Genomic DNA, 25,948 nt, shown 5'->3' with positions numbered 1-25,948 from the left:
GCATTGACGGAGAGGTTCCTGCAATTCATCCCCCAAATCAGGCGTTTCGTCCCCGGAATGTGTCGGGGGCGATTTTTTGTGTTAGGATCATTGCCAGACAAGTGAAAGGGGATTCCAAAATGGGAAAGAACGAGAAAACCAAAAAGCCAAAGCCCAAATACAATGTCTGGCAGAACACTGCCTACATGCTCTCGGTGGCCTGGGACACCCGACGGAGCGTGCCGCTGCTGGTGGTGCTGCTGGCCGTCTGCACGGCAGGCAAGACCACTGCCGAAATGCTCATCAGCCCGGCGGTGCTGGGCAAACTGGAAAGCGGCGCGCCGCTGGGCCAGCTGCTGGGTGCCATCGGCGGGTTCACCATCCTGCTGTTTGCCCTGACCGCGCTGTGCTACTACATCGACCACCTCACCATGTTTGGCCGGTGCGGCGTGCGGCTGGAGCTGCTGAAGCGCATCAACACCAAGCGCACCCGCACGGCCTATGCCAACCTGCTGGATGAAGCCTTCCGTCTGATGTATCAGAAGGGCCACGATGCCTGTATGAACAACCGTGCTTCCGGCGAGGCTTTTTGGAAAAGTTGGACGGATATCATGACAAATCTCATCGGCTTCGGGGTGTATCTGGCTCTGCTGTCCGGGCTGAACCCCTGGCTCTGTGTCCTGACGGCCCTGACCGCTGTGGTGAGCTATTTTTCCACCAGGAATATCAACGAGTGGGGCTACCGCCACCGGGAGGAGGGGGCAAAGATCACCCGGAGCCTGCATTACCTGCGCAACACCGCCGAGGGACGCGAGTTCGGCAAGGATATTCGCATCTTCGGCCTGCGGCAGTGGCTCACTGACCTGTACGATTCTGCTTTGCGGCTCAACTATGCCTTTCTCGAAAAGCGGGAGCGCGCCTACCTGACCGCCAACCTCATCGACCTGGCCCTGCTGCTGGTGCGCAACGGTGCGGCCTATGCTTATCTGCTCTGGCTCACCGTGACCAGGGGCCTGCCGGTGTCGGAATTCCTGCTCTACTTCGGTGCGGCCTCCGGCTTTGCCCAGTGGGTCACAGGCCTGATGGAGCAGTTTGCCCTCCTGCGCAAGCAGAGCCTGGACATCTCCACCATCCGGGAGTTCCTCGAGCTGCCGGAACCCTTCCGGTTTGAGGAGGGCATCCCGCTGGAAAAGCGGCTGGATATGCCCTATGAGCTGCAGCTGGAGGATGTGAGCTACCGCTACCCCGGTGCGGAGAAAAACACCATCGCCCACATGAGCCTGACACTGCACCCCGGCGAGAACCTGGCCATCGTGGGCTTGAATGGCGCTGGCAAGACGACACTGGTCAAGCTGATCTGCGGCTTCCTTGACCCCACCGGGGGGCGTGTTCTGCTGAACGGGCAGGATATCCGGCAGTATAACCGCCGGGATTACTACAAGCTGTTTGAAGCGGTCTTTCAGGATTTCAGCGTGCTCTCCTGCACGGTGGCCGAGAATGTGGCCCAGGCCATGGACGGCATCGACGAGGAAAAGGTGCGGTACTGTCTTGACCAGGCAGGGCTGACGGAAAAAATCACATCCCTCCCGGCGGGTATCAAGACCCATGTGGGCCGGGATGTCTATCTGGACGGCGTGGAGTTCTCCGGCGGCCAGACCCAGCGCCTGATGCTGGCCCGTGCCCTGTATAAAGACGCGCCTATTCTTGTGCTGGATGAGCCCACTGCCGCCCTTGACCCCATCGCCGAGGATGATATCTACCAGAAGTACAACGAGATGACCCGGGGCCGCACCAGCCTGTTCATCAGCCACCGACTGGCCTCCACCCGTTTCTGTGACCGCATTCTCTTCCTTGAAAACGGCCGTGTGCTCGAGGAGGGAACCCACGACCAGCTGATGGCCCAAAACGGCGGCTATGCCAAGCTGTTTGCGGTGCAGAGCAAATATTACAAGGAGGGCAAGGCTGTATGAACGAAGAAAAAATGACCCTGAAGGAAAGCGTCCGGCTGACCCTGCGGGCCTGGCGCTTTTACTGGAAAAATACGCCCCGATTTGTGCTGTCCACCGTGCTGTGGGCACTGGCGGATGCCGTCAGCCCCTATGCCGTGGTCTGGTTCTCGGCCCGGCTGGTGGCTGAGCTGTCGGACGCGCGGGACCCGCAGGCCCTTGCCGTGGATGTGGCGTGGGTGCTGGGCGTGACCGCTCTGCTCACGCTGGTGCGGTCGGTCCTGCTCCACTGGAAGAGCGTGGAGCGGGAACAGCTGAACTGGCAGCTGGGCCATGACTGCTTTATGGAAAAGCAGATGTCCATGGATTATGCCGACGAGGACAGCCAGCAGGTCTACGACCTCTACAATTTCATCCAGCAGAGCGAAAGCTTCTGCAGCGGCGGCAATCCCAACGCTGTGGCGCTGCTGGACAGTGTATCCGCGGCGGTATTCCGTATTCTGGGCGGCGCGGTGCTGTCGGTGGGGCTGTTCACGGCCAGGGTGCCCGCCGGCCCGCTGACAGTCTTCAACAGCCCGCTCTGTGTTCCGGCAGTGCTGGTGCTGATCCTAGCCGTGGCGTGGCTCTCGCCGGTGTGCGCTTCCAGCGCGGGCATCAGCAGCCCGGATATCGAGGAGGAGGGCCGCTGGGGCAACCGGCTCTGGGCCTTCCTCATGGGGGTATGTCGGGACGACAAAAAGGCGCTGGATGTGCGGATGTACGACCAGTTCGAGTTTTTGAAAGATCACGCCGACGTCTCCATGCCTGCCTTTGAGCGGGCCCGCAAGGGGAAATTCGGCATCCTGAATGCCACGGGCAACGCCGCTTCGGCTCTGCTCATGGGTCTTGCCTACCTCTTTGTATGCCTGAAGGCCTACGGCGGGGCCTTTGGTCTGGGCGCTGTGACCCAGTATGTGGGTGCAGCCACCAACTTTTTTGTGGGCATCGGCGGGCTGTTCACCGCCGTGGGCGACTGCAGATTCAACGCCCCCTACCTGAAAACGCTCTATGACTATCTTGACCTGCCCAACAAGATGTACAAGGGCAGCCTGACCACCGAAAAGCGGAGCGACCGCCAGTATACCGTGGAGTTCCTGGATGTCTCGTTCCGGTACCCCGGCAGCGAGCAATATGCCCTGCGTCACCTGAGCATGACCTTCAAGGTGGGGGAGCGGCTGGCCGTGGTGGGCATGAACGGCAGCGGCAAGACCACCTTCATCAAGCTGCTCTGCCGCCTATACGACCCCACCGAGGGTGTCATCCTGCTCAACGGCATCGACATCCGTAAGTACCGCTACGATGAGTACATGGATATCTTCTCGGTGGTGTTCCAGGATTTCAAGCTGTTCGCCCTGCCGCTGGGCCAGAATGTTGCCACGGCCCAGCATTATGATGTCGCCCGTGCCGCCGACTGCCTGCAAAAAGCGGGCTTTTCCGACCGGTTGGCCCGGATGCCCAAGGGGCTGGACACCTGCCTTTACAAAGATTTGGACGAGGATGGCGTGACCATCTCGGGCGGCGAGGCCCAGAAGATCGCCATTGCCCGGGCCCTGTACAAGGATGCACCTTTCATCGTGCTGGATGAGCCTACCGCCGCCCTGGACCCGGTGGCTGAAGCGGAGATCTACGCAAAGTTCAACGAGATCGCGGGCGATAAGACTGCAATTTATATCAGCCACCGGCTGTCCTCCTGCAAGTTCTGTGATGAGATCGCCGTGTTCGACCACGGCGAGGTCGTCCAGCAGGGCACCCATGAGGAACTGCTGGGGGAGCCGGATGGAAAGTATTACGAACTGTGGAACGCCCAGGCACAGTATTACACCGAAGAAAGCGCGTGAACCTGGCCTCCCTATCAGGGGAGCTGTCACCGGAGGTGACTGAGCGCTTTTTGGCCCTGATGTTCTGCACAAAAAAATCGGAAAAAACTGGAATTCCCGACGAAATCGGGTGCGAAAGCACAGCACTTTGGGCGAAAAACTTGACCCACATTGGCCGGACGTGTAAAATGAATCAGTAGTGAGAAAAATCATGGACGCGAAATTTTTCCATGTGTGCGGCATTCCTTTGATCCCATGGGATGAAACAAGGAGGGAAGTTCGACCCAATGAAATGGAAATTCCAAACCGCGGGGCGGCTTCTGGCCCTGCTGGCTCTGAGCGGGGCCCTGCTGGCTGCCCCTTTGCCCGCGCAGGCCGCGCCCGGTGTGCTGACAAGCCTGACCGGAACCGGCTCCAAGCTGGAACTGGAGCTGACCGAGATGGAGCTGGAGATCACCGATGATGACCCCCGCCCCAAGGGCTACCTGTACACCAGCGGACAGAGCGATTATTACTTCATCGTCTGGATGAGCAGCAACTCCAATGTTGCCACGGTGGATGGCGACGGCAAGGTGACGGGCCGCAATGCGGGCACTGCCATCATCACCGCCATCTCCGACCACGGCGAACGTGCCGCCTGCAAGGTGACCGTGACCCGCAAAAATGAAGAAGCAGCCAGAAAAAAGCCCACGCTGGATACCACCAGCCTGAGCCTTGTGCTGCAGTACAATGACCTGCACCCCACCCATCAGCTCCAGTTGACCAACAGCGACCACTCCTTCCTCTATGTCTACCAGTGGATGAGCAGCAACCCCGAGGTTGCCACGGTCAGCGACAAGGGCCTTGTCACAGCTCAGGCGGCGGGCACCACCACCATCACGGCAATGGTCTCTAATGGCCAGGCTCTGCGGTGCAGCGTCACGGTAACTTCGGATATCGGCAAGGTGACCTTGAACAAGAGTGACCTGCTGCTCCGCACCGTGGGCACCCAGGAGCGCCTGACGGCCACCGTTGCGGTGGAGGGCGGCGGCAGTGTGCCCATTACATGGGTCAGCAGCAACCCCGGTGTCGTTACCGTGGATGCGGACGGCGTGGTGACCGCCATTGCCGATGGAGAAGCCAAGGTCACGGCTCTTTCGCCTGCCGGACGCTTTGATGTGTGCAGCGTTGTGGTGGGCATGGCGGCGGAGAAGTACGAATCTGAAGCCGACCTTGCTGACGAGCTCAAGCTCCCTGATCCCTACGTTGCCGTAAGGCTGAATAAACTGGCATAAAGAAAAAGCACCCGCCCATGGCTGTTTTTGACGGCTATGGGCGGTTTTTGCGTGTATGGAAACGGATGCGCTGGGAAAAACTTGCCGAAGAGGAATTTTTTGCAAAAAATATTTTGCGTCGCATGGTGTGGTGTACATGACACATCCGGCTGCCTCTGGCAGGTGAAAAAGGACAAAATGGCCCGAACGTTGTTTAAGACAGGGGGCGGATGCCCCACGGAGCGGCGAAATCTCTGCAAAAAAGGCGGCTGCCCGGCTTGGATGACACATTTAACAATAATTTGACGTGAAGTGATTGAATTTGCAACTCTTGACAGAAGGCGGGACAAACCATTATCCTTTTATCAGAGGAAAGTATTTTATGTCGCCAGACGTTGGAATGCCTGGTGTACAAGTGTGTGTCAGGAGGGAAAGAATATGACCAACTACCGGAACCGAATCGGGGAAGCCATTGCCTTTGCCCGGAACATGGCGGGCAGATCTCAGCAGGAGCTTGCGGATATGCTGGGGCGGGACAAGCGTACCATTCAGAAATGGGAGCGGGGCGAGATCCGCATTGCGCTGGAGGATTTTCTGGATGTATTCGATACTCTGCACCTGCCGGTGGGGCCCTATGAAATGTGGATCCGGCATCCGGAACTCTTTCCGCGCGGCATGGAGGATATCAAGGGCTTCAGCACCGAAAAGAAGCGGAGGGCACTGACGGATTATTATCTGCATCAGGCTGCACCGCTGGAGATCGAGCAGGAGTATTACATCCTGTTCGGTGACCACGGCAGCAACAGCTGCGGCATCCGGCAGGAGCTGCTGGCCAACCTGCAGACTCCGCTCCGTGACCGCAAACGGATCGTGAACCAGATCATCGACAACTACTATGAGGCCCGGGCCATCGGACATCTGACCGACCCGGAGGGCCAGCAGCCAGTGATGCCCATTCTGGAAGCCTGCTACGATGCCAGTGCACGGAGCGTGAAAGCCAACGAGAACCGGTACAGCATCGGCAGCATCGAGAACTATCTGGACGATGCGGAGAAACCGGCAGAAGAGTGAACCGAACAGCAGACGGCCATGTGCAGCCGCCTGCTGTTTTTGCGTTCGGCTGCCTGCGGGAAAATATTGTGAAATTTGCGGATTCCTGCTATACTTATCCTATTGATGAAAAAGAAGGGTGAGATAAATGGCATACAACATGGGCGGTCGGCGCTTCCGGCCGGTGGGCAGCGGAAAAAAGCGGACTGCGCCGCAGTACGGGCCGGTGGGCACAGGCTGCCCGTTTGTGGAGGAGGCCGTGGCGCGGCTGTACCGGGAGCAGAACGAGGAACATTTCTGGAGCCTGATGAACGCCCTGAACTATGCGCTGGAATTGCAGACCAAGGTGCTGGTTCCGCTGGATGCGGCGGTGGACCCCCAGAGCGGGGCCGCCCCCTGGGCACACCTGCCCATCCCGGAGGAGCGGGCAGAGGGCCTGCCGCCCTGGCTGCTCCACACCCGGAAAGAGCGGAACTATCTGCCGCTGTTCACCTCGGTAAAGAACGCCGAGGCGGAAAAGGCCAGCGCCACCCGCCCCATGGTGGAGCGCAGCCTGCGCAGCGCCATGGAGTATGCGCTGGAAACGGACGGCATCGACGGTGTGGTGCTGGACCCGTGGACAAGCTCTGCTACGCTGGATGTCTCCCTGCTCAGCGGGCTGCTGAAATCGGAGCGGGGAAGCGACAACCCCGGCGCTCAGGAGCTGGAAGCAGGGCACGCCGCCGCCCGGGCCGGGGATTGGCAGGATGCGGCGGCCCACTACACTGCCGCCGCCGAGGCGGGCAGCGCCGAGGCGCTTTCTGCCCTGGGGGACTGCCTGTACTATGGCCGGGGTGTCCGGAAGAATAAGACCCAGGCCCGGCGGATGTGGAAAAAGGCCGCACAGGCCGGGGAGGTGCAGGCCATGATCGCCCTGGGGGATGACTGTGCCGCATCGGGCGGGGAGATGGCTGAGACCCTGCAATACTACCGCCGCGCCCAGAGCGCTGCCCGGGAGGTGCCGGACATCGCCTACACCCCGCAGGTCTGCCTGCGCCTTGCCCAGTACGAAACCCAGTACCTTTCCCGCAAAAAGGCGCTGCTGCAGGTGGCCGAAGCCGTGCAGGGGTTTCGGATCCTGCAGGCCGAGGGCGAAACGGATGCTGCCGACTGGCTGCGGGAGGCTGAACTGCTGACCGATCAGCTGCTGGCCGACGATAAAAACGCCTGAAACACAGTTTCTTTACATTTGTTCTAAGAAATCGTCATAGGAAACCGGTAAGATATTCAAGGAAATATTCTGCGCCGAAGAAAAGAGGACAAGCACTATGAGCAAAGTGATCGGAATCGACCTTGGCACCACCAACTCCTGCGTGGCGGTGGTGGAGGGCGGCAAGCCTGTGGTCATCACCAACGCCGAAGGCGAGCGCACCACCCCCAGCGTGGTGGCCTTTACCAAGGATGGCGAGCGTCTGGTGGGCGGCGCGGCAAAGCGCCAGATCGCCACAAACTCCGGCCGCACGGTGTCCAGCATCAAGCGGTACATGGGTTCTGATTATCGGGTGCATATCGATGGCAGAGACCTGACCCCGCAGGAGATCAGCGCCATGATCCTGACCAAGATCCGCCGCGATGCCGAGAGCTATCTGGGCGAACCGGTGACCGAGGCTGTCATCACGGTGCCTGCCTATTTTGACGACAGCCAGCGCAAGGCCACTCAGGACGCGGGCCGCATTGCGGGCCTGAATGTTCTGCGCATCATCAACGAGCCCACCGCCGCCGCAGTGGCCTATGGCCTGGACAACGAAGCCCCCCAGAAAATCCTGGTCTATGATCTGGGCGGCGGCACCTTTGATGTTTCGATCATTGAGATCGAGGACGGCACCTTTACGGTGCTGGCCACCGGCGGCGATACCCATCTGGGCGGCGATGACTTTGACGAGCGCATCGTTGAGTGGGCTGTGGCGGAGTTCCGCAGGTCTGACCGCATCGATCTGACCAAGGACCCCGCCGCCATGGGCCGTCTGAAGGAGGAAGCAGAAAAGGCCAAGAAGGAGCTTTCCAGTGCGCTTTCCGCCCAGCTGAACCTGCCGTTTATCGCAGTGGGCAAGGATGGCCCTCACCATCTGGATCTGAGCCTGGGCCGCCCCCAGTTTGAGATGATGACCGGTGACCTGCTGGCCCGCACCGTTCAGCCGGTGCAGAACGCCCTGCGGGATGCCGGGATTTCCGCCAGCCAGCTGGGCAAAGTCCTGCTGGTGGGCGGCAGCACCCGGATGCCCGCTGTGGAGCGGCAGGTCCGGGAGCTGCTGGGCTGTGAGCCCAGCCACACCTTGAACCCCGATGAATGCGTGGCCATGGGTGCCGCCGTGCAGGGCGGCCTGCTGCAGGGCGGCGGAAAGCTGGCCGGTGCCACCGGCGCGGCCGCGCAGGGCCTTGTGCTGATGGATGTCACCCCACTGACGCTGTCCATTGAGACACTGGGCGGCGTGGCCACTCCCCTCATCACCCGCAACAGCATGATCCCCACCCGCAAGAGCCAGATCTTTACCACGGCCCGCCCCATGCAGACCAGCGTAGAGATCAACGTGCTGCAGGGCGAACGCCACTTTGCCCGCGACAACAAGAGCCTGGGCAAATTCAAGCTCACCGGCATCCGCTCCGGCTTCTCCTCCAAGCCCCAGATCGAGGTCACCTTTGACATTGATGTGAACGGCGTGGTCAAGGTGTCCGCAAAGGATCTGGGCACCGGTCGGGAGCAGAACATTACCATCACCGGCAGCACCAATCTTTCTGAGAACGAGATCCAGCGTGCCATGGCCGATGCTGCCGCCTACGAGGAGGAGGATACCCGCCGCAGGGAGCGGCTGGAGCTCCACAACCAGGCCGAGATGCTGGCTTACAAGGTGGATGAGGCCCTCTCCAAGTGCAAAAAGGAGCTGGACAAGGACGAGAAGAACCGAGTCAAGAACGACCTTGCCAGCCTGCGCCGCTGCCTGCGCAAGGATAAGCCCGAAAAGATGAACGAGACCGAAGAAGCGAACCTCCGTCAGGCAAAATCCCAGCTGGAAGCCAGTGCCAACCACCTGATGGTGCTGTACAGCACGGAGCAGGATGCCGGCCGGCAGTAAGCGGGCAATTCCCTACTGAAAAACTTCGTTGAAAGGGTTGACAAACCCGGAAGAGTGGGGTATTATGTATGCAATATCACAAAAATGGCTGTGAAGAGAAGAGTAGGTTTTCGCATTGATCCTTCCAGAGAGCCCGGGCGGTGGAAAAGGGCAGGAAACAGGGAACTGAAAATGGTCTCGGAGCCGCGGGGGCGAAGTGCAAGAGTGCTAAGCCTGCGACGGGAGCGCCCGTTACAGCGTCCGGTTGTCGCGTTGCAAAACGCCGCAGCAGTGAGGCTGTCTCTGTGAGGGGACAGTAAACCAAGGTGGTACCACGGAAGTTTTACGCTTTCGTCCTTGTGGGTGTATGCCCGCTGAGGACGGAAGCTTTTTTATTTTGCTTCCGGTGCAAAGGGTGCGGATTGTGCCGCACCGCACAAAAACATTTTTGTAAAAGTAGAGAGGGAAAACAAAATGTCTAAGATCACTCGTCGTAATTTTCTGAAAGTTTCCGGCGTGGCCGCTGCTGCCGCTGCCCTGACCGCCTGCGGCGGCTCTTCCTCCACCGCAAGCTCCGCCGCTTCCGGCGCTGCATCCTCTGAGGCTGCCTCCACCGCTGCCAAGCTGGACAAGATCAAGGTCGCTGTTCCCAACGACACCACCAACGAGGCCCGCGCTCTGACCCTGCTGGAGAAGAACGGCTTCTTCAAGCTGAAGGCAGATGCAGGCCTGACCGCCACCAAGAACGATATCGAGGAGAACCCCCTGAACGTCAATGTGGACGAGGTCGAGGCTGCCCAGGTGCCCAATGTCCTGCAGGATGAGGACTACGCTGTCATCAACTCCAACTACGCCATCTCTGCCGGTCTGGACCCCATGACCGACGCTCTGGCCATGGAGGACGGCACCTCTGCCTACGTCAACGTTCTGGTCTGCAAGGAAGGCAATGAGGAGGAGCCCAAGATCAAGGCTCTGGTCGCTGCCCTGCAGAGCCAGCAGGTCAAGGACTTTATGACCGAGAGCTACGGCGGCGCTGTGGTCTCTGTTGTGGAAGATCCCACCGACGGCTATGATTCTTCCATCGATTATGACGCACTGAACGGTGAGACTGTCAGCTGCGCTGCCACCCCCGCTCCCCACTGCGAGATCCTGGAGGTCTGCAAGCAGATCCTGGCCGACAAGGGCATTACGCTGGACATCCAGGAGTACGATGACTATGTGATCCCCAACACCATCGTTGAGGATGGCCAGTGCGACACCAACTACTTCCAGCATCAGCCCTACCTGGACAACTTCAATGAGGAGAAGGGCACCCACCTGGTCTCCGTTGCCGGTATCCACGTTGAGCCCATGGGCATCTACGGCGGCAAGCAGAGCGACCTGAGCCCGATCGAGGGTTAAGCGAACTCCCCCAGTCACCTTGCGGTGACAGCCCCCTCGGGGAGGGGGCCTTTGCCTGACCGTTCTGTTTCAGGCTCCCTCCATGAGGGAGCTGGCAAATCCGTAAGGATTTGACTGAAGGAGTTTATTCAACAGCAAGGAGCAATTTCTGTGATCGAGATCAAACACCTTTCCAAGACCTTCCAGATGAAGGACGGCGCAGTGAATGCGCTGAAGGACATCAGCCTGACCATCCCGGATGGTTCGATTTACGGCATCATCGGCATGTCTGGCGCGGGAAAATCCACGCTGGTGCGCTGCATCAACCTGCTGGAGCGCCCCACCGAGGGCAGCGTGGTCATTGACGGCGTGGAGATGGAAAAGCTCACGCCTGCCCAGCTGCGCCAGCGCCGCCGGGAGATCACGATGATCTTCCAGCAGTTCAACCTGCTGATGCAGCGCAGCTGCCTGAAGAACATCTGCTTTCCCATGGAGCTGGCAGGTGTGAAGAAAGAGGAAGCCGAAAAGCGCGCCAAGGAACTGCTGGAAATGGTGGGCCTGCCCGATAAGGCCAACGCCTACCCGGCCCAGCTCTCCGGCGGCCAGAAGCAGCGCATTGCCATTGCCCGCGCACTGGCAACTGACCCCAAGGTCCTGCTCTGCGATGAGGCCACCAGCGCGCTGGACCCCAACACCACCCACTCCATCCTGACCCTGATCAAGGACATCAACCGGAAGCTGGGCATCACGGTGGTGGTCATCACCCATCAGATGAGCGTTGTGGAGGAGATCTGCGATCACGTTGCCATTCTGGACGGCGGCGTTGTGGTGGAACAGGGCGAGGTGAAGGAGATCTTCGCCAACCCCAAGACCGCCGCGGCAAAGCGTCTGGTGGCTCCCAACGGCGGCAGCGCCGCCCGCGACCTGTCCAGCTTTGCGCCGGACGATCATGTGGTGCGTGTGACCTTCAACGGTTCTTCCGCCGCAAAACCGCTGGTGGCAAGCCTTGCCGCCGAAAAGGGCATTCTGGTGTCGGTGCTCAGCGCCGATACCCGCGACCTGAGCGGCCAGTGCTACGGCTCCATGCTGCTCAAGCTGCCCGCTGACCTGGACGAAGCAAAACAGGCTGCTGCCTATATGCGGGCACAGCCCGGCATTACGGTGGAGGAGGTGACCGGAGAATGACCATTGCAGATTATGGCTTTGCCATCTGGGAGACCTTCTATGTGACGGTGCTCTCCACCGCGTTCTCTCTGGTCATCGGCCTGCCGCTGGGTGTGCTGCTGGTGGCCGGTGATAAAGACGGCATTCTGCCCCTGCCCGGCTGGCTGATGCACCTGCTGAATATCATCATCAATATCCTGCGCAGCGTGCCTTTCCTGATCTTGATGATCTGCGTTTTTCCGCTGACCCGTATCATCGTGGGCACCACCGTAGGCACCAAGGCCACCATCGTCCCGCTGGTGGTGGCGGCCTTCCCGTTTGTGGCGCGTCTGGTGGAGACCAGCCTGCGCGAGTTGGATGAGGGTGTGGTGGAAGCCGCCCAGAGCATGGGTGCGACCCCGTTCCAGATCATCACCAAGGTAATGATCCCCGAGTGCCTGCCCGGCCTGATCTCCAGCATGACCACGGCCCTGACCACCATTCTGGGCTACTCGGCCATGTCCGGTGTCATCGGCGGCGGCGGTCTGGGCAAGATCGCCCTTTCCTACGGCTACTACCGCTACCAGACCAACATTATGATCGTCTGCGTCATCCTGCTGGTGCTGCTGGTGCAGATCTTCCAGACCGTTGGCACCTTCTGGGCCGCCAGAAGCGATAAGAGGCTGAGGAAGTAACTCCTTCAGTCGCACTTCGTGCGCCAGCTCCCTCGGAGAGGGAGCCTTAAAGCCTCCCTCTTTGAGGGAGCTGGCAAAGCCGAAAGGCTTTGACGGAAGGAGTTCTCTCCTCATTTCGTCCCGGACGGGAAGTAAAATTCAACGTTTCAATTCCCCGCCGGAGGCCTGTGCTCCTGCGGGGAATTGTACTATTCGGACAAACCCAGTAAAGGAGTATGTTGCAATGAACCGTGATACCATCTGTGTGCAGGGCGGTTATACGCCCGGCAATGGCGAGCCCCGCCAGATCCCCATCATCCAGTCCACCACCTTCAAATATGCCACCAGCGAGGATATGGGCAAGCTGTTCGACCTGGAAGCCGACGGCTACTTCTACTCCCGCCTGCAGAACCCCACCTGTGACCTTGTGGCCAAGAAGATCTGCGAGCTGGAGGGCGGCACCGCCGCTATGCTGACCTCCAGCGGTCAGGCAGCCAACTTCTTTGCCCTGTTCAACCTCTGCGAGGCCGGTGACCATATCGTGGCATCCAGCACCATCTACGGCGGCACCTTCAACCTCATTTCTGTCACCATGAAGAAGATGGGCATTGAGGCCACCTTTGTGGACCCGCTGTGCACCGAGGAGGAGCTGAACGCCGCCTTCCGGCCAAACACCAAGGTGGTGTTCGGCGAGACCATTGCCAACCCCGCCCTGACTGTGCTGGATATCGAGAAATTTGCCAAGGCTGCTCACGCCCACGGCGTGCCCCTGATCGTGGACAACACCTTCCCCACGCCGGTCAACTGCCGCCCCTTTGAGTGGGGCGCGGATATCGTGACCCACTCCACCACCAAGTACATGGACGGCCACGGCGCAGTGCTGGGCGGTGCCATCGTGGACAGCGGCAAGTTCGACTGGATGGCCCACGCCGAGAAGTTCCCCGGCCTGTGCACCCCGGACGACAGCTACCACGGCATCACCTACGCCGAGCGCTTCGGCAAAGAGGGTGCCTTTATCACCAAGGCAACGGCTCAGCTGATGCGGGACTTCGGCTCCATGCAGTCCCCGATGAATGCCTATATGCTGAACCTCGGCCTGGAAAGCCTGCATGTCCGGATGCAGCGCCACTGCGCTAACGGCATGGCCGTGGCAAAGTTCCTCGAAAGCCATCCCAAGGTGGCCTATGTGAATTACTGCGGCCTGGAGTCCAGCCCCTACCACGCACTGGCTGAAAAGTATCTGCCCAATGGCAGCTGCGGCGTGGTCAGCTTTGGTCTGGCCGGCGGCCGTGAAGCTGCCAGCATTTTTATGAGGGAGCTCAAGCTGGCCGCCATTGAGACCCATGTGGCCGATGCCCGTACCTGCTGCTTGAACCCGGCTTCCAGCACCCACCGCCAGATGAACGATGAGCAGCTGAAAGCCGCCGGTGTGCCCGCAGAGCTGGTGCGCATGAGCTGCGGTCTGGAAAGCGCTGAGGATCTGATCGCAGATATCGCACAGGCTTTGGATAAGATTTGAGGCGGATAAAACCTCTCAGTCTCGCTGGCGCTCGCCAGCTCCCCTAGTAGGGGAGCCCTTGGCATTCCGTCGCGCTTCGATGTTTTCGCTTCGCTCCGATGCCAAATATAAAATCCCCTTAAAGGAGAGAGAATCTATGCCCCTCATCATCCCGAAAACGCTCCCCGCCTACGATGCACTGTACGAGGAAAACGTCTTTGTCATGCACCGGGAGCGGGCAGCGTCCCAGCATATCCGCCCGCTGGAGATCCTGATCCTGAACCTGATGCCCACCAAGATCGCCACCGAGACCCAGATCGCCCGGCTGCTGGCCAACACGCCGCTGCAGGTGCACATGACCCTGCTGCAGACGATGAGCCATGAGGCAACGCATGTCTCCGCGGCCCATCTGGAGGCCTTTTATAAGACCTTTGACGAGGTGAAGCATAACCGCTACGATGGCATGATCATCACCGGCGCTCCGGTGGAGACCATGGACTTTGAGCAGGTGGATTACTGGCCGGAGCTGTGCGAGATCATGGATTTCAGCGAGACGAACGTCTATTCAACCCTGCATGTCTGCTGGGGTGCGCAGGCGGGCCTGTACTACCACTACGGCATCCGCAAGGAGCTGCTGCCTGCCAAGATGTTCGGCGTGTTCGAGCACCGGGTCATCCGGCCCTCCAACCCGCTGGTGCGCGGCTTTGATGAGGTGTTCTATGCCCCCCACAGCCGCCACACCGCCATGAGCCGGGAGGATATCGACCACTGCAGTGCGCTGCGCATCCTTGCCGAGAGCGATGAGGCAGGGCCTTTCCTGATGAGCACCGAGAACGGCCGTCAGATCTTTGTCATCGGCCACCCGGAGTACGACAAATACACGCTGGATGCGGAGTACAAGCGGGATGTTGCCAAGGGCCTGCCCATTGCAGTGCCCAAAAACTACTACCCCAACGATGATCCCAGCCAGCCGCCGCTCTTCCGCTGGCGCGCGCACGCCCATCTGCTGTATGAAAACTGGCTGAACTACTACGTCTACCAGAACACCCCCTATGATCTGGGAGAGATGCAGCGCGTGAAGCACTCTGAGGGGTGAACCCGCTCAGCCGCCTGCGGCAGCTCCCCCATGGGGAAGCCAGGTTTACGCACGACTGTTTTTCTGCCTCTCCTATCAGGAGGGGCGGTATTGGAAAGCAATAACGGAGAGGTATTTATGGGAATCGATAAGAATGAATGGGGCTTCCGGGTGGGGCATCTGCCCCACGGGGAGCGCAATAAGATCAGTGATGTGCCGGGCGTGACAGTGGGCCATTGCACACTGGCGGATGGCGACATCCAGACCGGTGTGACCGCGCTGCTGCCTCACCCCGGAGATGTGTTCCATGATAAGGTGCTGGCGGCCTGCCATGTCATCAACGGCTTCGGCAAGACCACCGGCCTTGTCCAGATCGATGAGCTGGGCACACTGGAGACCCCCATCCTGTTTACCAACACCCTGAGTGTGGGCACCGTGGAGACGGCGCTGGTCAAATATATGCTGGAGCGCAACCCCGATATCTGCGAGACCACCGGCAGTGTGAACCCGGTCGTCTGCGAGTGCAACGACTGCGGCCTGAACGATATCCGGGGCCTGCATGTCACCGAGGCGCATGTGGCTGCCGCTCTGGCAGACTGTAAAGCCGATTTCGCCGAGGGTGCAGTGGGTGCCGGACGCGGAATGCGCTGCCACGGGCTGAAAGGCGGCATCGGTTCTGCCTCCCGGCTGGTGGAGCTGGACGGTAAGTCCTACACCATCGGGGCACTGGTGCTCTCCAATCATGCCACCTTCGATGACCTCATCGTGGCGGGCACACCCATCCACGAGCTGCTGGAAGCCCGCATCCCGCCCCATGAGGACAAGGGCTCCATCATCACGGTGCTGGCAACAGATATCCCCCTGAGCGAGCGCCAGCTGCGGCGGCTCTGCCACCGGGCGCTGGTGGGGCTTTCCCGCACCGGCAGTGCCTGCGGTAACGGTTCGGGTGAGATCGTTCTGGCCTTTACCACGGCCAACCGGATGCCGCATTACTCGGAAAAGGCCCTCCTGCCCATGGAGATGCTCCACGATGATGCCATCAACCCGCTGTTCCGGGCGGTGGCCGAGTGTGTGGAGGAAAGCGTCCTGAGCAGCCTGCTCCACGCCGAGACCGTCACCGGCTACCATGGCCGGACGGTGCAGTGCCTTTCCGACCTGTTGAAAAAATAATGTAAATAACAAGCCTTTCCGTGTGGTGCACCTCACAGTGTGACACCGACGGAAAGGCTTGTTTTTTTATCTCTGCACCAGCGTGATGAATGCTTTCATCTGGGGGGTGAGCCATTTATCCCTGTGGTAGAACAGCTGCCGCCGCATCTCCACGCGGCAGGCGGGGACATTCAGGCGGGACAGCGTTCCGGCGGCGAGGGCATTCTGGACGATGTACTCGGGCAGGAAGGAGAGCCCCATGCCGTGTTCGACCATCTGGCAGAGCAGGGAAGCGCTGCCCAGTTCGAGAAAGGGCTTGATGGCCAGCCCCTGCGCCGCCATGCACTGGTCGAGGGCATCACGGTAGCTCATGCCCCGCTCGGTCAGCAGGAACTCCTGCCCGGCCAGTTCCTGAAGCGTGACCTCCGCCTGCCCGGCCAATGGGTGCCCGGCGGGGGCCACCACGCAGATGGGCTCCGGCTCATCCACGGCCAGCACGAAGCTGGGCTGCAGCAGCGGCTTGTCCAGCGTGTAAGCCAGGTCGATCTGATTGGAGCCCAGCATCTGGAGCATCTCATCGTCGGTGGCGGTGCGGAGTACCAGCTCTACCTGTGGACAGAGGGCGTGATACCGCTGCAGCAGGTCGGGCAGAAATGTGCTGCAGACCGAATCCGCCAGTGCCACCCGCAGGGTACCGCTGACCTGCCGGGCAGGCTGCAGAGCCGCCTTGGCCTGCTCGGCAGTGGCCAGCAGGGAGCGGGCATAGGTCAGAAAGGTCTGCCCGGCATCGGTCAGGCGGACCGTTTTGCCCACCCGGTCGAAGAGCGGCGTTTCCAATTCGGCTTCCAGCTGGGCCACCTGCGCGGAGACAGCCGATTGGGAATACCCCAGCTCCCGTGCCGCACGGGAAAAGCTGTGCAGCTCCGCAATATGCAAAAAGGTGTTGATGGTACGCAGTTCCACGGCGGCACCTCTCAGCGGCGGGTGATGCCGGTCACGGTCAGAACAGCACCATCTACGACAAAATGGACTTCCAATCCCGAAAATTCCATTCCGTATACCCGCTCCGGGTCGTGCTGGTAGGAGGGGCGGGGGTCGTTTTCCAGCACGCCCCGCAGGCCGTCCCGCTCGGCGGCGGGTACGGCCTCCCACAGCTCCGGCGGGCATTCGACCCGCAGCCGGTGCGTCTGGGTCTGTGCCGTGAATCCGGCCGCCGCGTCCGGGTGACAGTCGGCGTAGGGGATGTAGGGCTTGATGTCGTAGATGGGGGTGCCGTCCATCAGGTCTGCGCCCCGCACGATGAGCACCGGGCCCACCTCGGGGCGGTGCTCGATGGCCTCTAGCCTGACGCTGGAAAGGCCCAGCGGATTGGGCCGGAAGGGGGAGCGGGTGGCAAACACGCCCATCCGGGTGTTGCCGCCCAGGCGCGGGGGCCGGACAGTGGGAGACCAGCTCTCCCGCACCGCGCCGGAGAACTGCCACACCAGCCAGATGTGGCTGAAATCCTCCAGCCCGCGCAGGGCATCGGCGTTGCGGTATTCCGGGGTGAAGATGATCTCGCCCCGCAGGCCGTCCACCAGCCCGCTCTGTCGGGGGATGCCGAACTTGGTGGGGAAGGCGGTGTGGATGTGTGCGATGACCTTCAGGGTCATGGTTTCGTTGCTCATATTATAAACCTCTGCAGAAGCCCACGGCTCTGCCCTCGATCTGGATCTCGTTCAACTGTGGCCCGGCATAGATCATGGGCGGGCAGACGGCGGCGTTGTCGGCCAGAAGCATAACGGTGTCGCCCTGCCGGTGAAAATGCTTTAAGGTGGCCTCGTCGCCGATCCGCACGGCGGCGATCTCGCCCTGCTCTACCTCGGGCTGGCAGCGGATGCAGACGATGTCACCATCGCAGATGGTGGGGGCCATGCTGCTGCCGTGGCAGGTCAGGGCAAAGTCGGCGTGCCATGCGGCAGGAACGCCGATGTAGCATTCGATGTTCTGTTCGGCAGTGATGGGGGAGCCGCAGGCAATGCTGCCCACCAGCGGCACCCGCACCATTTCGGGCAGGGGCTCAAACCCCGGCGGGACAAACGCAGTGTTTTCCAGCCCCATCAGCCATGCGGGGGTGGTCTCCAATGCAGCGGCAAACTCCTCTACCTTGGACTGCGGGATGTCGTTGACCCCTTTTTCCAGCTTGGTGATGGAGGATTTGGAGCGGTAACCCATCCGCTGGGCAAGCTCTTCCTGAGAGAGCCCCAGCTCGAGCCGACGCTGTAAGATACGGCGGGAAAGTTCTGACATGGCAGGGACCTCGCTTTTCCTGAAAAAGAATGTTCTGCCGTGAGTATATCAGAAAAGTTCTTTAAAATCAACGATTTTCGCGCGATTTTGGTAAAATAGTTGACAAAAAATCAACATCGAACTATAATACAACCAAAGATTGTGAAACGACACGCAGAGATCCAGATGAAAGGAGAACCTTTGATGACAAATACCACACAGATCCGCGCCTACATTGAAAGCCAGGGCCTCAAGCTGGGCCATGTGGCACGGGTGCTGGGCATCAGCAGCAGCGCCCTGCATCAGAAGCTGAACGACGAGAGCGATTTCAAAGTCAGCGAAGCCGACCGTCTTTCTGCCATGCTGGGGCTGACCATGGAACAGCGGGATGCCTGCTTCTTTGGCCCGGGCACCCGGATGTGCCAAAGAAAGGGGGCGGCGTGATGACCGCTGAACAGCGCAGAAAGACCCGGGAGGCCCTGCAGAACTACGGTACCCGCCAGTGGGCCCGCAGCCCGGCCAATTGGGGCTGGGCCCGGGCCATCCAGCAGACGCAGGAGTATTACCGCACCGCCGACCCCATCCGTGCAGGCCTGCTCCAGCTGCGCTACCTGGAGCGCCGCAAGGAGGAGGACGTGCTGGAGCGGCTCTGCATCGGGCGCACCACCTACCAGAAAGCCCAGCTCGATCTGCTGAGCACCGTAGCCGTTTTTGCCGCCCGCTACGGTGCCCTGTGACGCAAAATGCCCCCGGACAGCCATCCGGGGGCATTGCAGTCAGTGCGTTTTCTTTTCCGGAGTATCGCAGTGCTGGTGGCAGGAGGCGCAGTTGCCGCCGCAGCCTTCACCTTTCCAGCCGCCCTGCTTGGAGATCCAGACCACTGCCAGGGCAAACAGCCCTGCCAGCACCAGAATGGTAATGATCCCACGAAGTGTCAGCATTGAAAAAACCTCTCTTTTTGCGCTGGAATGCGCAATTTCAGTATACACCATTTTGCGCAAAAGAGCAACTGCCTCGCAGTGGGAAAAAATTGCGAAAAAATCAAAATTAGGGCTTGCCAATCCACTTCGGTTGTGGTATAATTCTCTTGTTCCGATTCGGAGGATTAGCTCAGCTGGTTAGAGCACCTGCATCACACGCAGGGGGTCTGGGGTTCGAGTCCCTAATTCTCCACCATACAGTTCGTACTCGAACCCAATTCTTTACGAAAAAGGGTTCGGGTACGTTTTTTGTTTATCGGAAGTTCTGCGGCGAGAGTGTGCAGAGCGGTAAACGAACAAAGGCAGGGTATCACCGTGGCGGTGGTATCCTGCCTTTTTCTTTGAAATCAAGTTATCATTGTGCGAACTTGATTGCCCTTATGGAGAAAATCATTTTACTGGTCTGCGCTTTCGTACATCTGGGTCGTTGTGCCGACCTGCTCCGTACCAGCGTTCTCGTCAATGGTCACATCGGCAGTGCAGCTTTCAATGGTGCTGCCCTCGGCGCGGCCTGCAACGGTACCGGGTGTAACGGCACCGTCAATGCTGCCCTTTACCGAGCAGTTGGTGATTTTGAAAACCGTCTCCTCACCGTAGTAGTACAGACCGGTACCCACAAGGCCGCCCACATGGGTGGCACCGTTTGCCTTGATGTTCACGGTCACATTGCAGTTGTCAATGACAGAGGGATAGTTTTTAGTGGAGAAGCCTTCCGTTTCAAGGCAGACATCCGGGTTGGAATGGGTGCCTGCATAGCCGCACAAACCGCCAATGGCGTGACCACCGTTTTCGCTCTCGATAGTCACATCAGCGGTGCAGTTGGTGATGGTGTCCATCATTTCCAGACAGCCACCAATGCCGCCCAGACCCACCGGCTCGTTGCCGGTGGCTTTCACGGTGCCGGATGCTGTGCAGTTGTCGATGCTGCCGCCAAAGCCGCCGCCGACTACCAGACCGCCGCACTCGGCAACGTCTGCCTGAACGATCTTATCGGTAAAGTGGTTGTCACCGATGACGACCACGGTAGCCCCCTCCACCATGCAGTTGGTGATAGAGTTGTTGTTACCGCCCACAATACCGCCGACACAGTTATTGCCGGTAATGGTGGAATCGCCCTTCAGTGTGACGTTATCCACAGAACCCATGTTGTAGCCCACAACGCCGCCAATGGCCATGGAAGTGCCTTCCGTTACTGTGACCGTGGCATCTTCCAGAGTCAGGTTTTTCACCTCACCGCAGCTCACGCCGAACAGACCGGCACCGCAGTTATAGGTATCCGAAGTATAGCTCAGGTTGGAAATAGTGTGGCCGTCTCCGTCAAAGGAGCCGAGGAACAGGGTGGAGTGTGTCTCCATGTCGTTCATATTGCCGATGGGAGCCCACTCGACACCGGACAGGTCCAGATCACTGGTCAGTTTGAAGCAAACACCGGCGTAGCCGCCCTGCGAGCCATCGTTGACATTGGAAGCAAAGGTCAGCAGGGAATCCACGCTGTTGATCTGGTAGGGGTCTTCCTGCGTGCCGGAACCGCCGTCATAGTTGGCGGAAACAGCAGTGGTGCTGACGGAAGAAGCAGCCGCAGAACTTGCGGCAGTGCTGCTTGCGGTACTCTGGGCGGAAGAACCTGCACAGCCTGACAGGAGAGCGGCGGCGAGGCATACGGCAATCACGCCGGTTTGAATTCGTCTCATAATGGAATATCCTTTCTTTGTTAGTTTCTTCTAACCAGAAAGTATAACAAAACAAAGACGGTCTGCCACTCCGAACCGTCAGGAAACATCCAATTCGGACGGCGAGTTTCGGAACAGAGTGGGGCTTATGCCGTATTCCTTTTTGAACGCTTCCGAAAATTTGCTAGGGTTATCATAGCCGAGTGTAGCTGCGATCTCGGTCACACTGCGGCTTGTATCCTGCAAAAGGACGCGGGCGGTCTGCATCCGGTAGGTTTTCATGTATTGATAAATGGAGCTGCCATAAACGGCTTTGAAGCAGAGCTTCATGGAAGTCTGCGCAATGCCGAACTGCCGGGAAAGCTCAGCCAATGTGTAATGGTGACTGAGATCTTGTATCATTGCATCGTGTATCGCCCGGACAGCCGTGACCTGACTGCGGGAGAAAAACTGCCGCTTTTCCGAGAAGGACTCCTGCGGTAGGTCGTTTAGGAGCATGAGCAGTTCCAGTACCTTGGCTTTCAGGTAGTGTGCCATCCGTTCCGGTGGGGCGGCATACAGCTCCGAGAAAATGTGCGCGACTTCCCGGTTGCTGCGCAGCACATAGCAGCTCTCTTCCCGGCAGAAACGCTCGGCGATGGCTTCCAAATGGATATCAAGATCGCCCATGATGGCTTCCAGAGAAGAAAGCGTCTGCTGCGCCCGCGGCAAGTCGATGGTGATGGAAATGCCGTGATAGTGCGCCAGTGGAAAACGGGTCTGCCGGGTGGTGTGGCTCAGCCGGTGAATGGACAGGTCGCCCGCACCGATATACTGATAATCGCCGTTCTGAAATTCGCACTCAAACCGCCCTTCCCGGCAGTGATTGATTTCGATGGTATCCGGCATGGGGCGTTTGTTCTGATTCTGCCCGTCCTTCATGTGAAAGTCATTGTAGAAAAGATCGATCCCCGACAGGATCGGATATTCAGAGATGAGCCCTTCGCCGGTGTCGTTTTGCATCCGGTAAAGTCTGCACCCGGCAGATGCGGCCAAATGCTGCACCTCCGGGTCAAAGAAATCAATGGGACACTGCTTCATTCCAGCACCTCCTCACAGCCCTATTATAATAAATGCATGAGTTTGGAACAAGCCACACCTTTATCCATTGAATCTATAAATTCCAGCTTATAGCACGCGTTCCTAGCAGGGTTTGGGGCAGGCACGCCCCAACAAGAACACTTCGGAAACTCGCAAGAGTTGAAGAAGTGAAGTCCCGGATGGACAGGAAATTTTCAAGAACTGAAAATTTGTGGCCACGGGACGATTCTTGCTCTCAGCTAATAAGCTCAAATTCGATTTTCCGTAATTGTTTCCAAATTGTTAAAACGCATAAGCGGGCAAAGAACTTTTTTCTTCTGAAGTGGTGGTGTTCACGATGAGCACCACCACTTTTCCGTTTTGTTTTTCTTGCAAACCGTTGTAAAACATGGTATATATATTATACGAAACTACATTTTGAAAGAACCGTTCACCGTTTAATGATGTGTAAAGTGAGGTGCCTGCTATGACCGCTGTGATCTATGCCCGCTATTCATCGGATAACCAGCGCGAAGCGTCCATTGAAGGGCAGCTGCGCGACTGCAAGGACTACGCCGAGAAGAACGGTATCACCGTGGTCGGCACCTATATCGACCGTGCCTACTCTGCCAAAACGGATGACCGCCCGGACTTCCAGAGGATGATAAAGGACAGCGCGAAGAAAATCTTCGATGTGGTTCTGGTCTGGAAGCTCGACCGCTTTGCCCGGAATCGGTTCGATGCCGTGAACTACAAGTACCAGCTGGAAAAGAACGGTGTCCATCTGGTGTCTGCCATGGAACCCATCTCGCAGGGGCCTGAAGGCATTATGGTGGAGAGTATGCTGATTGGCATGGCGGAATACTATTCCGCAGAACTCGCCCTGAAAGTAGCGCGCGGTGAGCGCGAAAATGCCCTCCAGTGCAAGTACAACGGCGGTATTGTTCCGCTGGGCTTCACCATTGGCAAGGAGGACAGACTGTACCATATCGACCCGGAGACGGCTCCTATCGTGCAGGAAATCTTCACCCGGTATGCCAACGGCGAGCCTGCCGAGAAAATCGCGGCATCTTTGAACGAGCGTGGCTTGCGCACCCGTACCGGCAAGCCCTTTGTCAAGAACAGCTTCTTCCAGATTTTCCGGAACCGCCGCTACATCGGCGAATACCGCTACAAGGACATCGTGACACCGGGCGGCATTCCCGCCATCGTGGACGAGGACTTGTTCAACCGGGTGCAGCAGCGTTTCGAGCAGAACAAGATCGCCCACGGTCGCCCCGCAAAAGAGGATGTGAGCTATCTGCTGACCACCAAGCTGTTCTGCGGCAAGTGCGGTACGCTCATGGGCGGTGAGAGCGGCACCAGCCACATGGGAAACACCTACTATTACTACAAGTGCGGCAACGCCAAACGCCACGGCAAGGCGCACTGCGATCTGAAAGCCATCCGCAAAGAGCCGTTGGAACGGTTCGTGGTGGAGACTGCCATCAAGGTGATTTTCAGCGATGAAATCATCGAACGGCTGATAGATTTAATTATGGAAGCCCAGCAGCAGGAGAACACCCGGCTGCCTGTCCTGAAAGACCAGCTCCGGGATACAGAGAAGCGGCTGGCAAATCTTCTGGAAGCCATTGAACAGGGTATCCTAACCCCGACCACCAAGCAGCGGCTGGACGAACTGGAAGCCCGGAAGGAAGCCCTGAACACCAGCATTCTGGAAGAAGAACTGAAAAAACCAGTTCTGACCCGCGAATGGATGCGGTTCTGGTTTGAAAAATTCCGCAAGGGTGACATGAGAGACATGGAGCACCAGCGGCAGATCATTGATACCTTTGTCAACTCGGTCTACGTCTTTGACGACCGGGTCGTGCTCAATTTCAACTTCACGGATGATTCCAAAACCATCTCCCGTGAAGAGGTTTTGGGTTCGAGTGCTGTGGACAATGCTCCACCATACAGTTTGTACCCGAACCCGATTCTTTGTGAAAAAGGGTTCGGGTGCTTTTTTGTTTCACAAGATGTTCTCTATGCCGAGAGTATGCAGAACGGTAAACAGGAACGAACAAAGGCAGGATATCATCATGGCGATGGTATCCTGCCTTTTGTGTTACAAGGATATTCTGGGGGCGATCGCTGCGCACAAAGTGCCTTAAGCCTCTGTATTTGCTTCGGTCAGCACAAAGGTCAGCTCCGCTGTGGCGGCGCACTTGCCATCCACATAAGCGGATGCCTTCCCGATACCCACCGGGCCGCGCTGTTCTACCAGCTCACAATGGAGCGTGAGAACATCTCCGGGGGTGACCTGTTTGCGGAAGCGGGCATTCTTGATGCCGCCGAAGAGGGCCAGTTTGCCTTTGTTTTCGGGGATGCTCAACGCCGCCACGGCTCCGGTCTGGGCCAGTGCTTCCAGGATCAGCACTCCCGGCATGACCGGTTGGCCCGGGAAGTGACCGCAGAAGAATTCTTCATTGCGGGATACGCACTTGCGGCCAATGGCCCACTGCCCCGGCTCGTAGTCCAAGATACGGTCCACGAGGGCAAAGGGGTAGCGGTGGGGCAGAAGGGCTGCGATCTGCTCACTGTTCAGAGCATTTGCGTTCTCCCGCACGGTGCGCGGTTCTGCCATGGCTCAGCCCTCCCATCTGCGCAGGGCGATGCAGGCGTTGTGCCCGCCAAAGCCCAGGCTGTTGCTCAGTGCGTAGGTCATGGCCTGTGCACGGCCTGCATTGGGAACATAGTCCAGATCGCATTCCGGGTCAGGCTGCTCGTAGTGGATGGTGGGCGGGGCAAACCGGTCTCGCAGGGCCAGTGCCGTGAACACGGCCTCGATGCCGCCCGCACCACCCAGCAGGTGGCCGGTCATGCTCTTGGTGCTGACCACGGTCAGCTGCTTTGCGTGCTCGCCGAACACGGCATGGATGGCAGCCGTCTCGCAGGCATCGTTCATGTGGGTGCCGGTGCCGTGGGCGTTGATGTGATCCACCTGCTCCGGAGCAATGCCGGCATCGGCCAGCGTCAGCTTCATGCAGTCGATGGCACCTGTGCCGCCGGGAGCCGGTGCAGTAAAGTGGTAAGCATCGCAGTTGGCACCATAGCCCACCACCTCGGCGTAGATATGCGCACCGCGTGCCCGGGCGTGCTCCAGCTCTTCCAGAACCAGCACACCGCTGCCCTCGCCCATCACGAAGCCGCCGCGGCGGGCATCAAAGGGCAGGCTGGCAGCATCCGGGTCGGTGGCGGTGGAAAGCGCCTTCATGCTGGTAAAACCGCCGATGCCCAGCGGGCTGATGCAGCTTTCGGCACCGCCGCAGACCATGGCAGTCTCGTAACCGTCCCGGATGCGGTGGAAGGCATCGCCCACAGCATTGGTGCCGCCGGCGCAGGCCGTGACCGGGCAGGTGCACATGCCCTTCAGGCCAAAGCGGATGGCCACCTGTGCCGCCGCCATGTTGGCAATGGACATGGGCACAAAGTAGGGGCTGACCTTCTCCATGCCTTTCTCTTCCCCGCGGGTGTGCTGCTCCTCGATGGTGGGCAGGCCGCCAATGCCGCTGGAAAGGACCACACCGATGTTTTTGGCTTCTGCTTCCGTGTTCAGGCCGCTGTCGGCAATGGCCTCGGCTGCAGCAGCCAGTGCCAGCAGGGTGAAGCGGGCCATCTTGCGGGCTTCCTTTTTGTCCACAACGGTCTCGGGGTCAAAGTTTTTCACTTCACCGGCCAGCTTGCACTTGAAATCGGTGGTGTCAAACTGGGTGATGGGGCCAATGCCGCACCGGCCTGCCTTTGCGGCAGCCCAGCTGTCGGCAGCAGTGTTGCCCAGCGGGTTCACGGTGCCCAGACCGGTGATCACGACTCTGCGTTTTTCCATAGAGAATTTCT

23 protein-coding genes, 1 tRNA gene, 1 pseudogene and 1 other annotated feature are annotated in these 25,948 nt (G+C 59.2%); of the genes and pseudogenes, 17 read left to right on the top strand and 8 right to left on the bottom strand.

Going from position 1 to position 25,948, the window contains the following annotated elements:
• The first annotated feature begins 119 nt into the window (after positions 1-119).
• The 13 genes from MTP42_RS12330 to MTP42_RS12275 all read left to right on the top strand — a co-directional run bounded on the left by MTP42_RS12330 (position 120) and on the right by MTP42_RS12275 (position 16,113).
• Complete coding sequence (locus MTP42_RS12330; protein ID WP_249257449.1) at positions 120-1,949, top strand: ABC transporter ATP-binding protein; 1,830 nt, start codon at positions 120-122, stop codon at positions 1,947-1,949.
• Positions 1,946-3,802, top strand: coding sequence for an ABC transporter ATP-binding protein (locus MTP42_RS12325; protein ID WP_249257448.1), 1,857 nt, complete (start codon positions 1,946-1,948; stop codon positions 3,800-3,802). Before MTP42_RS12330 ends, MTP42_RS12325 begins: the two co-directional genes overlap by 4 nt.
• Positions 3,803-4,068: 266 nt before the next feature.
• A complete protein-coding gene (locus MTP42_RS12320; protein WP_249257447.1) occupies positions 4,069-5,055 on the top strand; it encodes an Ig-like domain-containing protein in 987 nt (328 codons plus the stop codon).
• Positions 5,056-5,072: 17 nt separating this feature from the next.
• A complete protein-coding gene (locus MTP42_RS14650; protein WP_255668635.1) occupies positions 5,073-5,195 on the top strand; it encodes a hypothetical protein in 123 nt (40 codons plus the stop codon).
• 277 nt (positions 5,196-5,472) lie between these two features.
• On the top strand, positions 5,473-6,105 hold the full coding sequence (locus tag MTP42_RS12315) for a helix-turn-helix domain-containing protein (RefSeq protein ID WP_249257446.1): 633 nt from the start codon (positions 5,473-5,475) through the stop codon (positions 6,103-6,105).
• A gap of 127 nt (positions 6,106-6,232) precedes the next feature.
• Positions 6,233-7,294 (top strand): SseB family protein, encoded by a 1,062-nt coding sequence (locus tag MTP42_RS12310; RefSeq protein ID WP_249257445.1) that lies wholly within the window; start codon positions 6,233-6,235, stop codon positions 7,292-7,294.
• Between the two features lie 97 nt (positions 7,295-7,391).
• Positions 7,392-9,194 carry a molecular chaperone DnaK gene (gene dnaK / locus MTP42_RS12305; protein ID WP_249257444.1) on the top strand — a complete coding sequence of 601 codons (1,803 nt, stop codon included), beginning with the start codon at positions 7,392-7,394 and terminating at the stop codon, positions 9,192-9,194.
• Positions 9,195-9,275: 81 nt separating this feature from the next.
• Positions 9,276-9,535: a binding site (T-box leader), on the top strand.
• 112 nt (positions 9,536-9,647) lie between these two features.
• On the top strand, positions 9,648-10,574 hold the full coding sequence (locus MTP42_RS12300; RefSeq protein WP_156059821.1) for a MetQ/NlpA family ABC transporter substrate-binding protein: 927 nt from the start codon (positions 9,648-9,650) through the stop codon (positions 10,572-10,574).
• Positions 10,575-10,724: 150 nt separating this feature from the next.
• Positions 10,725-11,738, top strand: coding sequence for a methionine ABC transporter ATP-binding protein (locus MTP42_RS12295; protein ID WP_097771606.1), 1,014 nt, complete (start codon positions 10,725-10,727; stop codon positions 11,736-11,738).
• Positions 11,735-12,391 carry a methionine ABC transporter permease gene (locus MTP42_RS12290; RefSeq protein ID WP_156071202.1) on the top strand — a complete coding sequence of 219 codons (657 nt, stop codon included), beginning with the start codon at positions 11,735-11,737 and terminating at the stop codon, positions 12,389-12,391. Before MTP42_RS12295 ends, MTP42_RS12290 begins: the two co-directional genes overlap by 4 nt.
• Before the next feature lie 223 nt (positions 12,392-12,614).
• Positions 12,615-13,889, top strand: a complete 1,275-nt coding sequence (locus MTP42_RS12285) for an O-acetylhomoserine aminocarboxypropyltransferase/cysteine synthase family protein (protein WP_249257443.1) — start codon at positions 12,615-12,617, stop codon at positions 13,887-13,889.
• A gap of 136 nt (positions 13,890-14,025) precedes the next feature.
• The gene (gene metA / locus MTP42_RS12280; RefSeq protein ID WP_097771609.1) at positions 14,026-14,964 is read left to right on the top strand and encodes a homoserine O-acetyltransferase MetA; all 939 of its coding nucleotides are present in this window, start codon (positions 14,026-14,028) and stop codon (positions 14,962-14,964) included.
• A 117-nt stretch (positions 14,965-15,081) separates the two neighbouring features.
• Positions 15,082-16,113 carry a DmpA family aminopeptidase gene (locus MTP42_RS12275; protein WP_154276927.1) on the top strand — a complete coding sequence of 344 codons (1,032 nt, stop codon included), beginning with the start codon at positions 15,082-15,084 and terminating at the stop codon, positions 16,111-16,113.
• 66 nt (positions 16,114-16,179) lie between these two features.
• On the opposite strand, the gene MTP42_RS12270 is transcribed toward MTP42_RS12275, so the two are convergent.
• Genes MTP42_RS12270 through MTP42_RS12260 form a run of 3 tightly spaced genes read right to left on the bottom strand, consistent with a single transcriptional unit; the run spans position 16,180 to position 18,381 of the window.
• Positions 16,180-17,055, bottom strand: coding sequence for a LysR family transcriptional regulator (locus MTP42_RS12270; protein WP_215696552.1), 876 nt, complete (start codon positions 17,053-17,055; stop codon positions 16,180-16,182).
• Positions 17,056-17,066: 11 nt separating this feature from the next.
• Complete coding sequence (gene tsaA, locus MTP42_RS12265; RefSeq protein ID WP_097773323.1) at positions 17,067-17,759, bottom strand: tRNA (N6-threonylcarbamoyladenosine(37)-N6)-methyltransferase TrmO; 693 nt, start codon at positions 17,757-17,759, stop codon at positions 17,067-17,069.
• A gap of 1 nt (position 17,760) precedes the next feature.
• Positions 17,761-18,381, bottom strand: coding sequence for a LexA family protein (locus tag MTP42_RS12260; protein WP_005935252.1), 621 nt, complete (start codon positions 18,379-18,381; stop codon positions 17,761-17,763).
• 183 nt (positions 18,382-18,564) lie between these two features.
• On the opposite strand from MTP42_RS12260, the gene MTP42_RS12255 reads away from it, so the two are divergent.
• Positions 18,565-18,804 (top strand): helix-turn-helix domain-containing protein, encoded by a 240-nt coding sequence (locus MTP42_RS12255; RefSeq protein ID WP_099357280.1) that lies wholly within the window; start codon positions 18,565-18,567, stop codon positions 18,802-18,804.
• Entirely contained in the window at positions 18,804-19,097 is a 294-nt protein-coding gene (locus MTP42_RS12250) for a hypothetical protein (protein ID WP_005935258.1), read from the top strand. Before MTP42_RS12255 ends, MTP42_RS12250 begins: the two co-directional genes overlap by 1 nt.
• A gap of 39 nt (positions 19,098-19,136) precedes the next feature.
• Here MTP42_RS12250 and MTP42_RS12245 read toward each other — a convergent pair whose 3' ends face one another.
• The gene (locus MTP42_RS12245; protein ID WP_097771614.1) at positions 19,137-19,301 is read right to left on the bottom strand and encodes a FeoB-associated Cys-rich membrane protein; all 165 of its coding nucleotides are present in this window, start codon (positions 19,299-19,301) and stop codon (positions 19,137-19,139) included.
• 158 nt (positions 19,302-19,459) lie between these two features.
• Here MTP42_RS12245 and MTP42_RS12240 point away from each other — a divergent pair.
• Positions 19,460-19,536 (top strand) — tRNA-Val (locus MTP42_RS12240).
• Between the two features lie 199 nt (positions 19,537-19,735).
• On the opposite strand, the gene MTP42_RS12235 is transcribed toward MTP42_RS12240, so the two are convergent.
• Positions 19,736-21,031, bottom strand: a complete 1,296-nt coding sequence (locus MTP42_RS12235; RefSeq protein WP_156062224.1) for a GLUG motif-containing protein — start codon at positions 21,029-21,031, stop codon at positions 19,736-19,738.
• 78 nt (positions 21,032-21,109) lie between these two features.
• Positions 21,110-22,090 carry a helix-turn-helix transcriptional regulator gene (locus MTP42_RS12230; protein ID WP_249234995.1) on the bottom strand — a complete coding sequence of 327 codons (981 nt, stop codon included), beginning with the start codon at positions 22,088-22,090 and terminating at the stop codon, positions 21,110-21,112.
• A gap of 466 nt (positions 22,091-22,556) precedes the next feature.
• Here MTP42_RS12230 and MTP42_RS12225 point away from each other — a divergent pair.
• Positions 22,557-24,059 (top strand): annotated as a pseudogene (locus MTP42_RS12225) (recombinase family protein); the annotation flags it as partial.
• 159 nt (positions 24,060-24,218) lie between these two features.
• On the opposite strand, the gene fabZ reads toward MTP42_RS12225, so the two are convergent.
• Together fabZ and fabF are read right to left on the bottom strand one after the other, a co-directional pair.
• The gene (gene fabZ, locus MTP42_RS12220) at positions 24,219-24,695 is read right to left on the bottom strand and encodes a 3-hydroxyacyl-ACP dehydratase FabZ (protein WP_227611194.1); all 477 of its coding nucleotides are present in this window, start codon (positions 24,693-24,695) and stop codon (positions 24,219-24,221) included.
• A 3-nt stretch (positions 24,696-24,698) separates the two neighbouring features.
• Positions 24,699-25,937 (bottom strand): beta-ketoacyl-ACP synthase II, encoded by a 1,239-nt coding sequence (gene fabF / locus MTP42_RS12215; protein WP_249257442.1) that lies wholly within the window; start codon positions 25,935-25,937, stop codon positions 24,699-24,701.
• Positions 25,938-25,948: the final 11 nt, after the last annotated feature.

Source organism: Faecalibacterium sp. I2-3-92, from assembly GCF_023347315.1.
In the GTDB taxonomy this organism is placed as follows: Bacteria; Bacillota; Clostridia; order Oscillospirales; family Ruminococcaceae; genus Faecalibacterium; species Faecalibacterium duncaniae.
This window is presented reverse-complemented; position numbering and strand designations above follow the sequence as displayed.

Excerpts from the sequence above, each read along its gene's own strand:
- tsaA (WP_097773323.1), bottom strand. The coding sequence starts at position 17,759 with ATGAGCAACGAAACCATGACCCTGAAGGTCATCGCACACATCCACACC.
- MTP42_RS12330 (WP_249257449.1), top strand. The coding sequence starts at position 120 with ATGGGAAAGAACGAGAAAACCAAAAAGCCAAAGCCCAAATACAATGTC.
- MTP42_RS12255 (WP_099357280.1), top strand. The coding sequence starts at position 18,565 with ATGACAAATACCACACAGATCCGCGCCTACATTGAAAGCCAGGGCCTC.
- MTP42_RS12230 (WP_249234995.1), bottom strand. The coding sequence starts at position 22,090 with ATGAAGCAGTGTCCCATTGATTTCTTTGACCCGGAGGTGCAGCATTTG.
- MTP42_RS12260 (WP_005935252.1), bottom strand. The coding sequence starts at position 18,381 with ATGTCAGAACTTTCCCGCCGTATCTTACAGCGTCGGCTCGAGCTGGGG.
- MTP42_RS14650 (WP_255668635.1), top strand. The coding sequence starts at position 5,073 with ATGGCTGTTTTTGACGGCTATGGGCGGTTTTTGCGTGTATGGAAACGG.
- MTP42_RS12250 (WP_005935258.1), top strand. The coding sequence starts at position 18,804 with ATGACCGCTGAACAGCGCAGAAAGACCCGGGAGGCCCTGCAGAACTAC.
- dnaK (WP_249257444.1), top strand. The coding sequence starts at position 7,392 with ATGAGCAAAGTGATCGGAATCGACCTTGGCACCACCAACTCCTGCGTG.
- MTP42_RS12310 (WP_249257445.1), top strand. The coding sequence starts at position 6,233 with ATGGCATACAACATGGGCGGTCGGCGCTTCCGGCCGGTGGGCAGCGGA.
- fabF (WP_249257442.1), bottom strand. The coding sequence starts at position 25,937 with ATGGAAAAACGCAGAGTCGTGATCACCGGTCTGGGCACCGTGAACCCG.
- MTP42_RS12325 (WP_249257448.1), top strand. The coding sequence starts at position 1,946 with ATGAACGAAGAAAAAATGACCCTGAAGGAAAGCGTCCGGCTGACCCTG.
- MTP42_RS12320 (WP_249257447.1), top strand. The coding sequence starts at position 4,069 with ATGAAATGGAAATTCCAAACCGCGGGGCGGCTTCTGGCCCTGCTGGCT.
- fabZ (WP_227611194.1), bottom strand. The coding sequence starts at position 24,695 with ATGGCAGAACCGCGCACCGTGCGGGAGAACGCAAATGCTCTGAACAGT.
- MTP42_RS12235 (WP_156062224.1), bottom strand. The coding sequence starts at position 21,031 with ATGAGACGAATTCAAACCGGCGTGATTGCCGTATGCCTCGCCGCCGCT.
- MTP42_RS12285 (WP_249257443.1), top strand. The coding sequence starts at position 12,615 with ATGAACCGTGATACCATCTGTGTGCAGGGCGGTTATACGCCCGGCAAT.
- MTP42_RS12300 (WP_156059821.1), top strand. The coding sequence starts at position 9,648 with ATGTCTAAGATCACTCGTCGTAATTTTCTGAAAGTTTCCGGCGTGGCC.
- MTP42_RS12245 (WP_097771614.1), bottom strand. The coding sequence starts at position 19,301 with ATGCTGACACTTCGTGGGATCATTACCATTCTGGTGCTGGCAGGGCTG.
- metA (WP_097771609.1), top strand. The coding sequence starts at position 14,026 with ATGCCCCTCATCATCCCGAAAACGCTCCCCGCCTACGATGCACTGTAC.
- MTP42_RS12275 (WP_154276927.1), top strand. The coding sequence starts at position 15,082 with ATGGGAATCGATAAGAATGAATGGGGCTTCCGGGTGGGGCATCTGCCC.
- MTP42_RS12315 (WP_249257446.1), top strand. The coding sequence starts at position 5,473 with ATGACCAACTACCGGAACCGAATCGGGGAAGCCATTGCCTTTGCCCGG.
- MTP42_RS12290 (WP_156071202.1), top strand. The coding sequence starts at position 11,735 with ATGACCATTGCAGATTATGGCTTTGCCATCTGGGAGACCTTCTATGTG.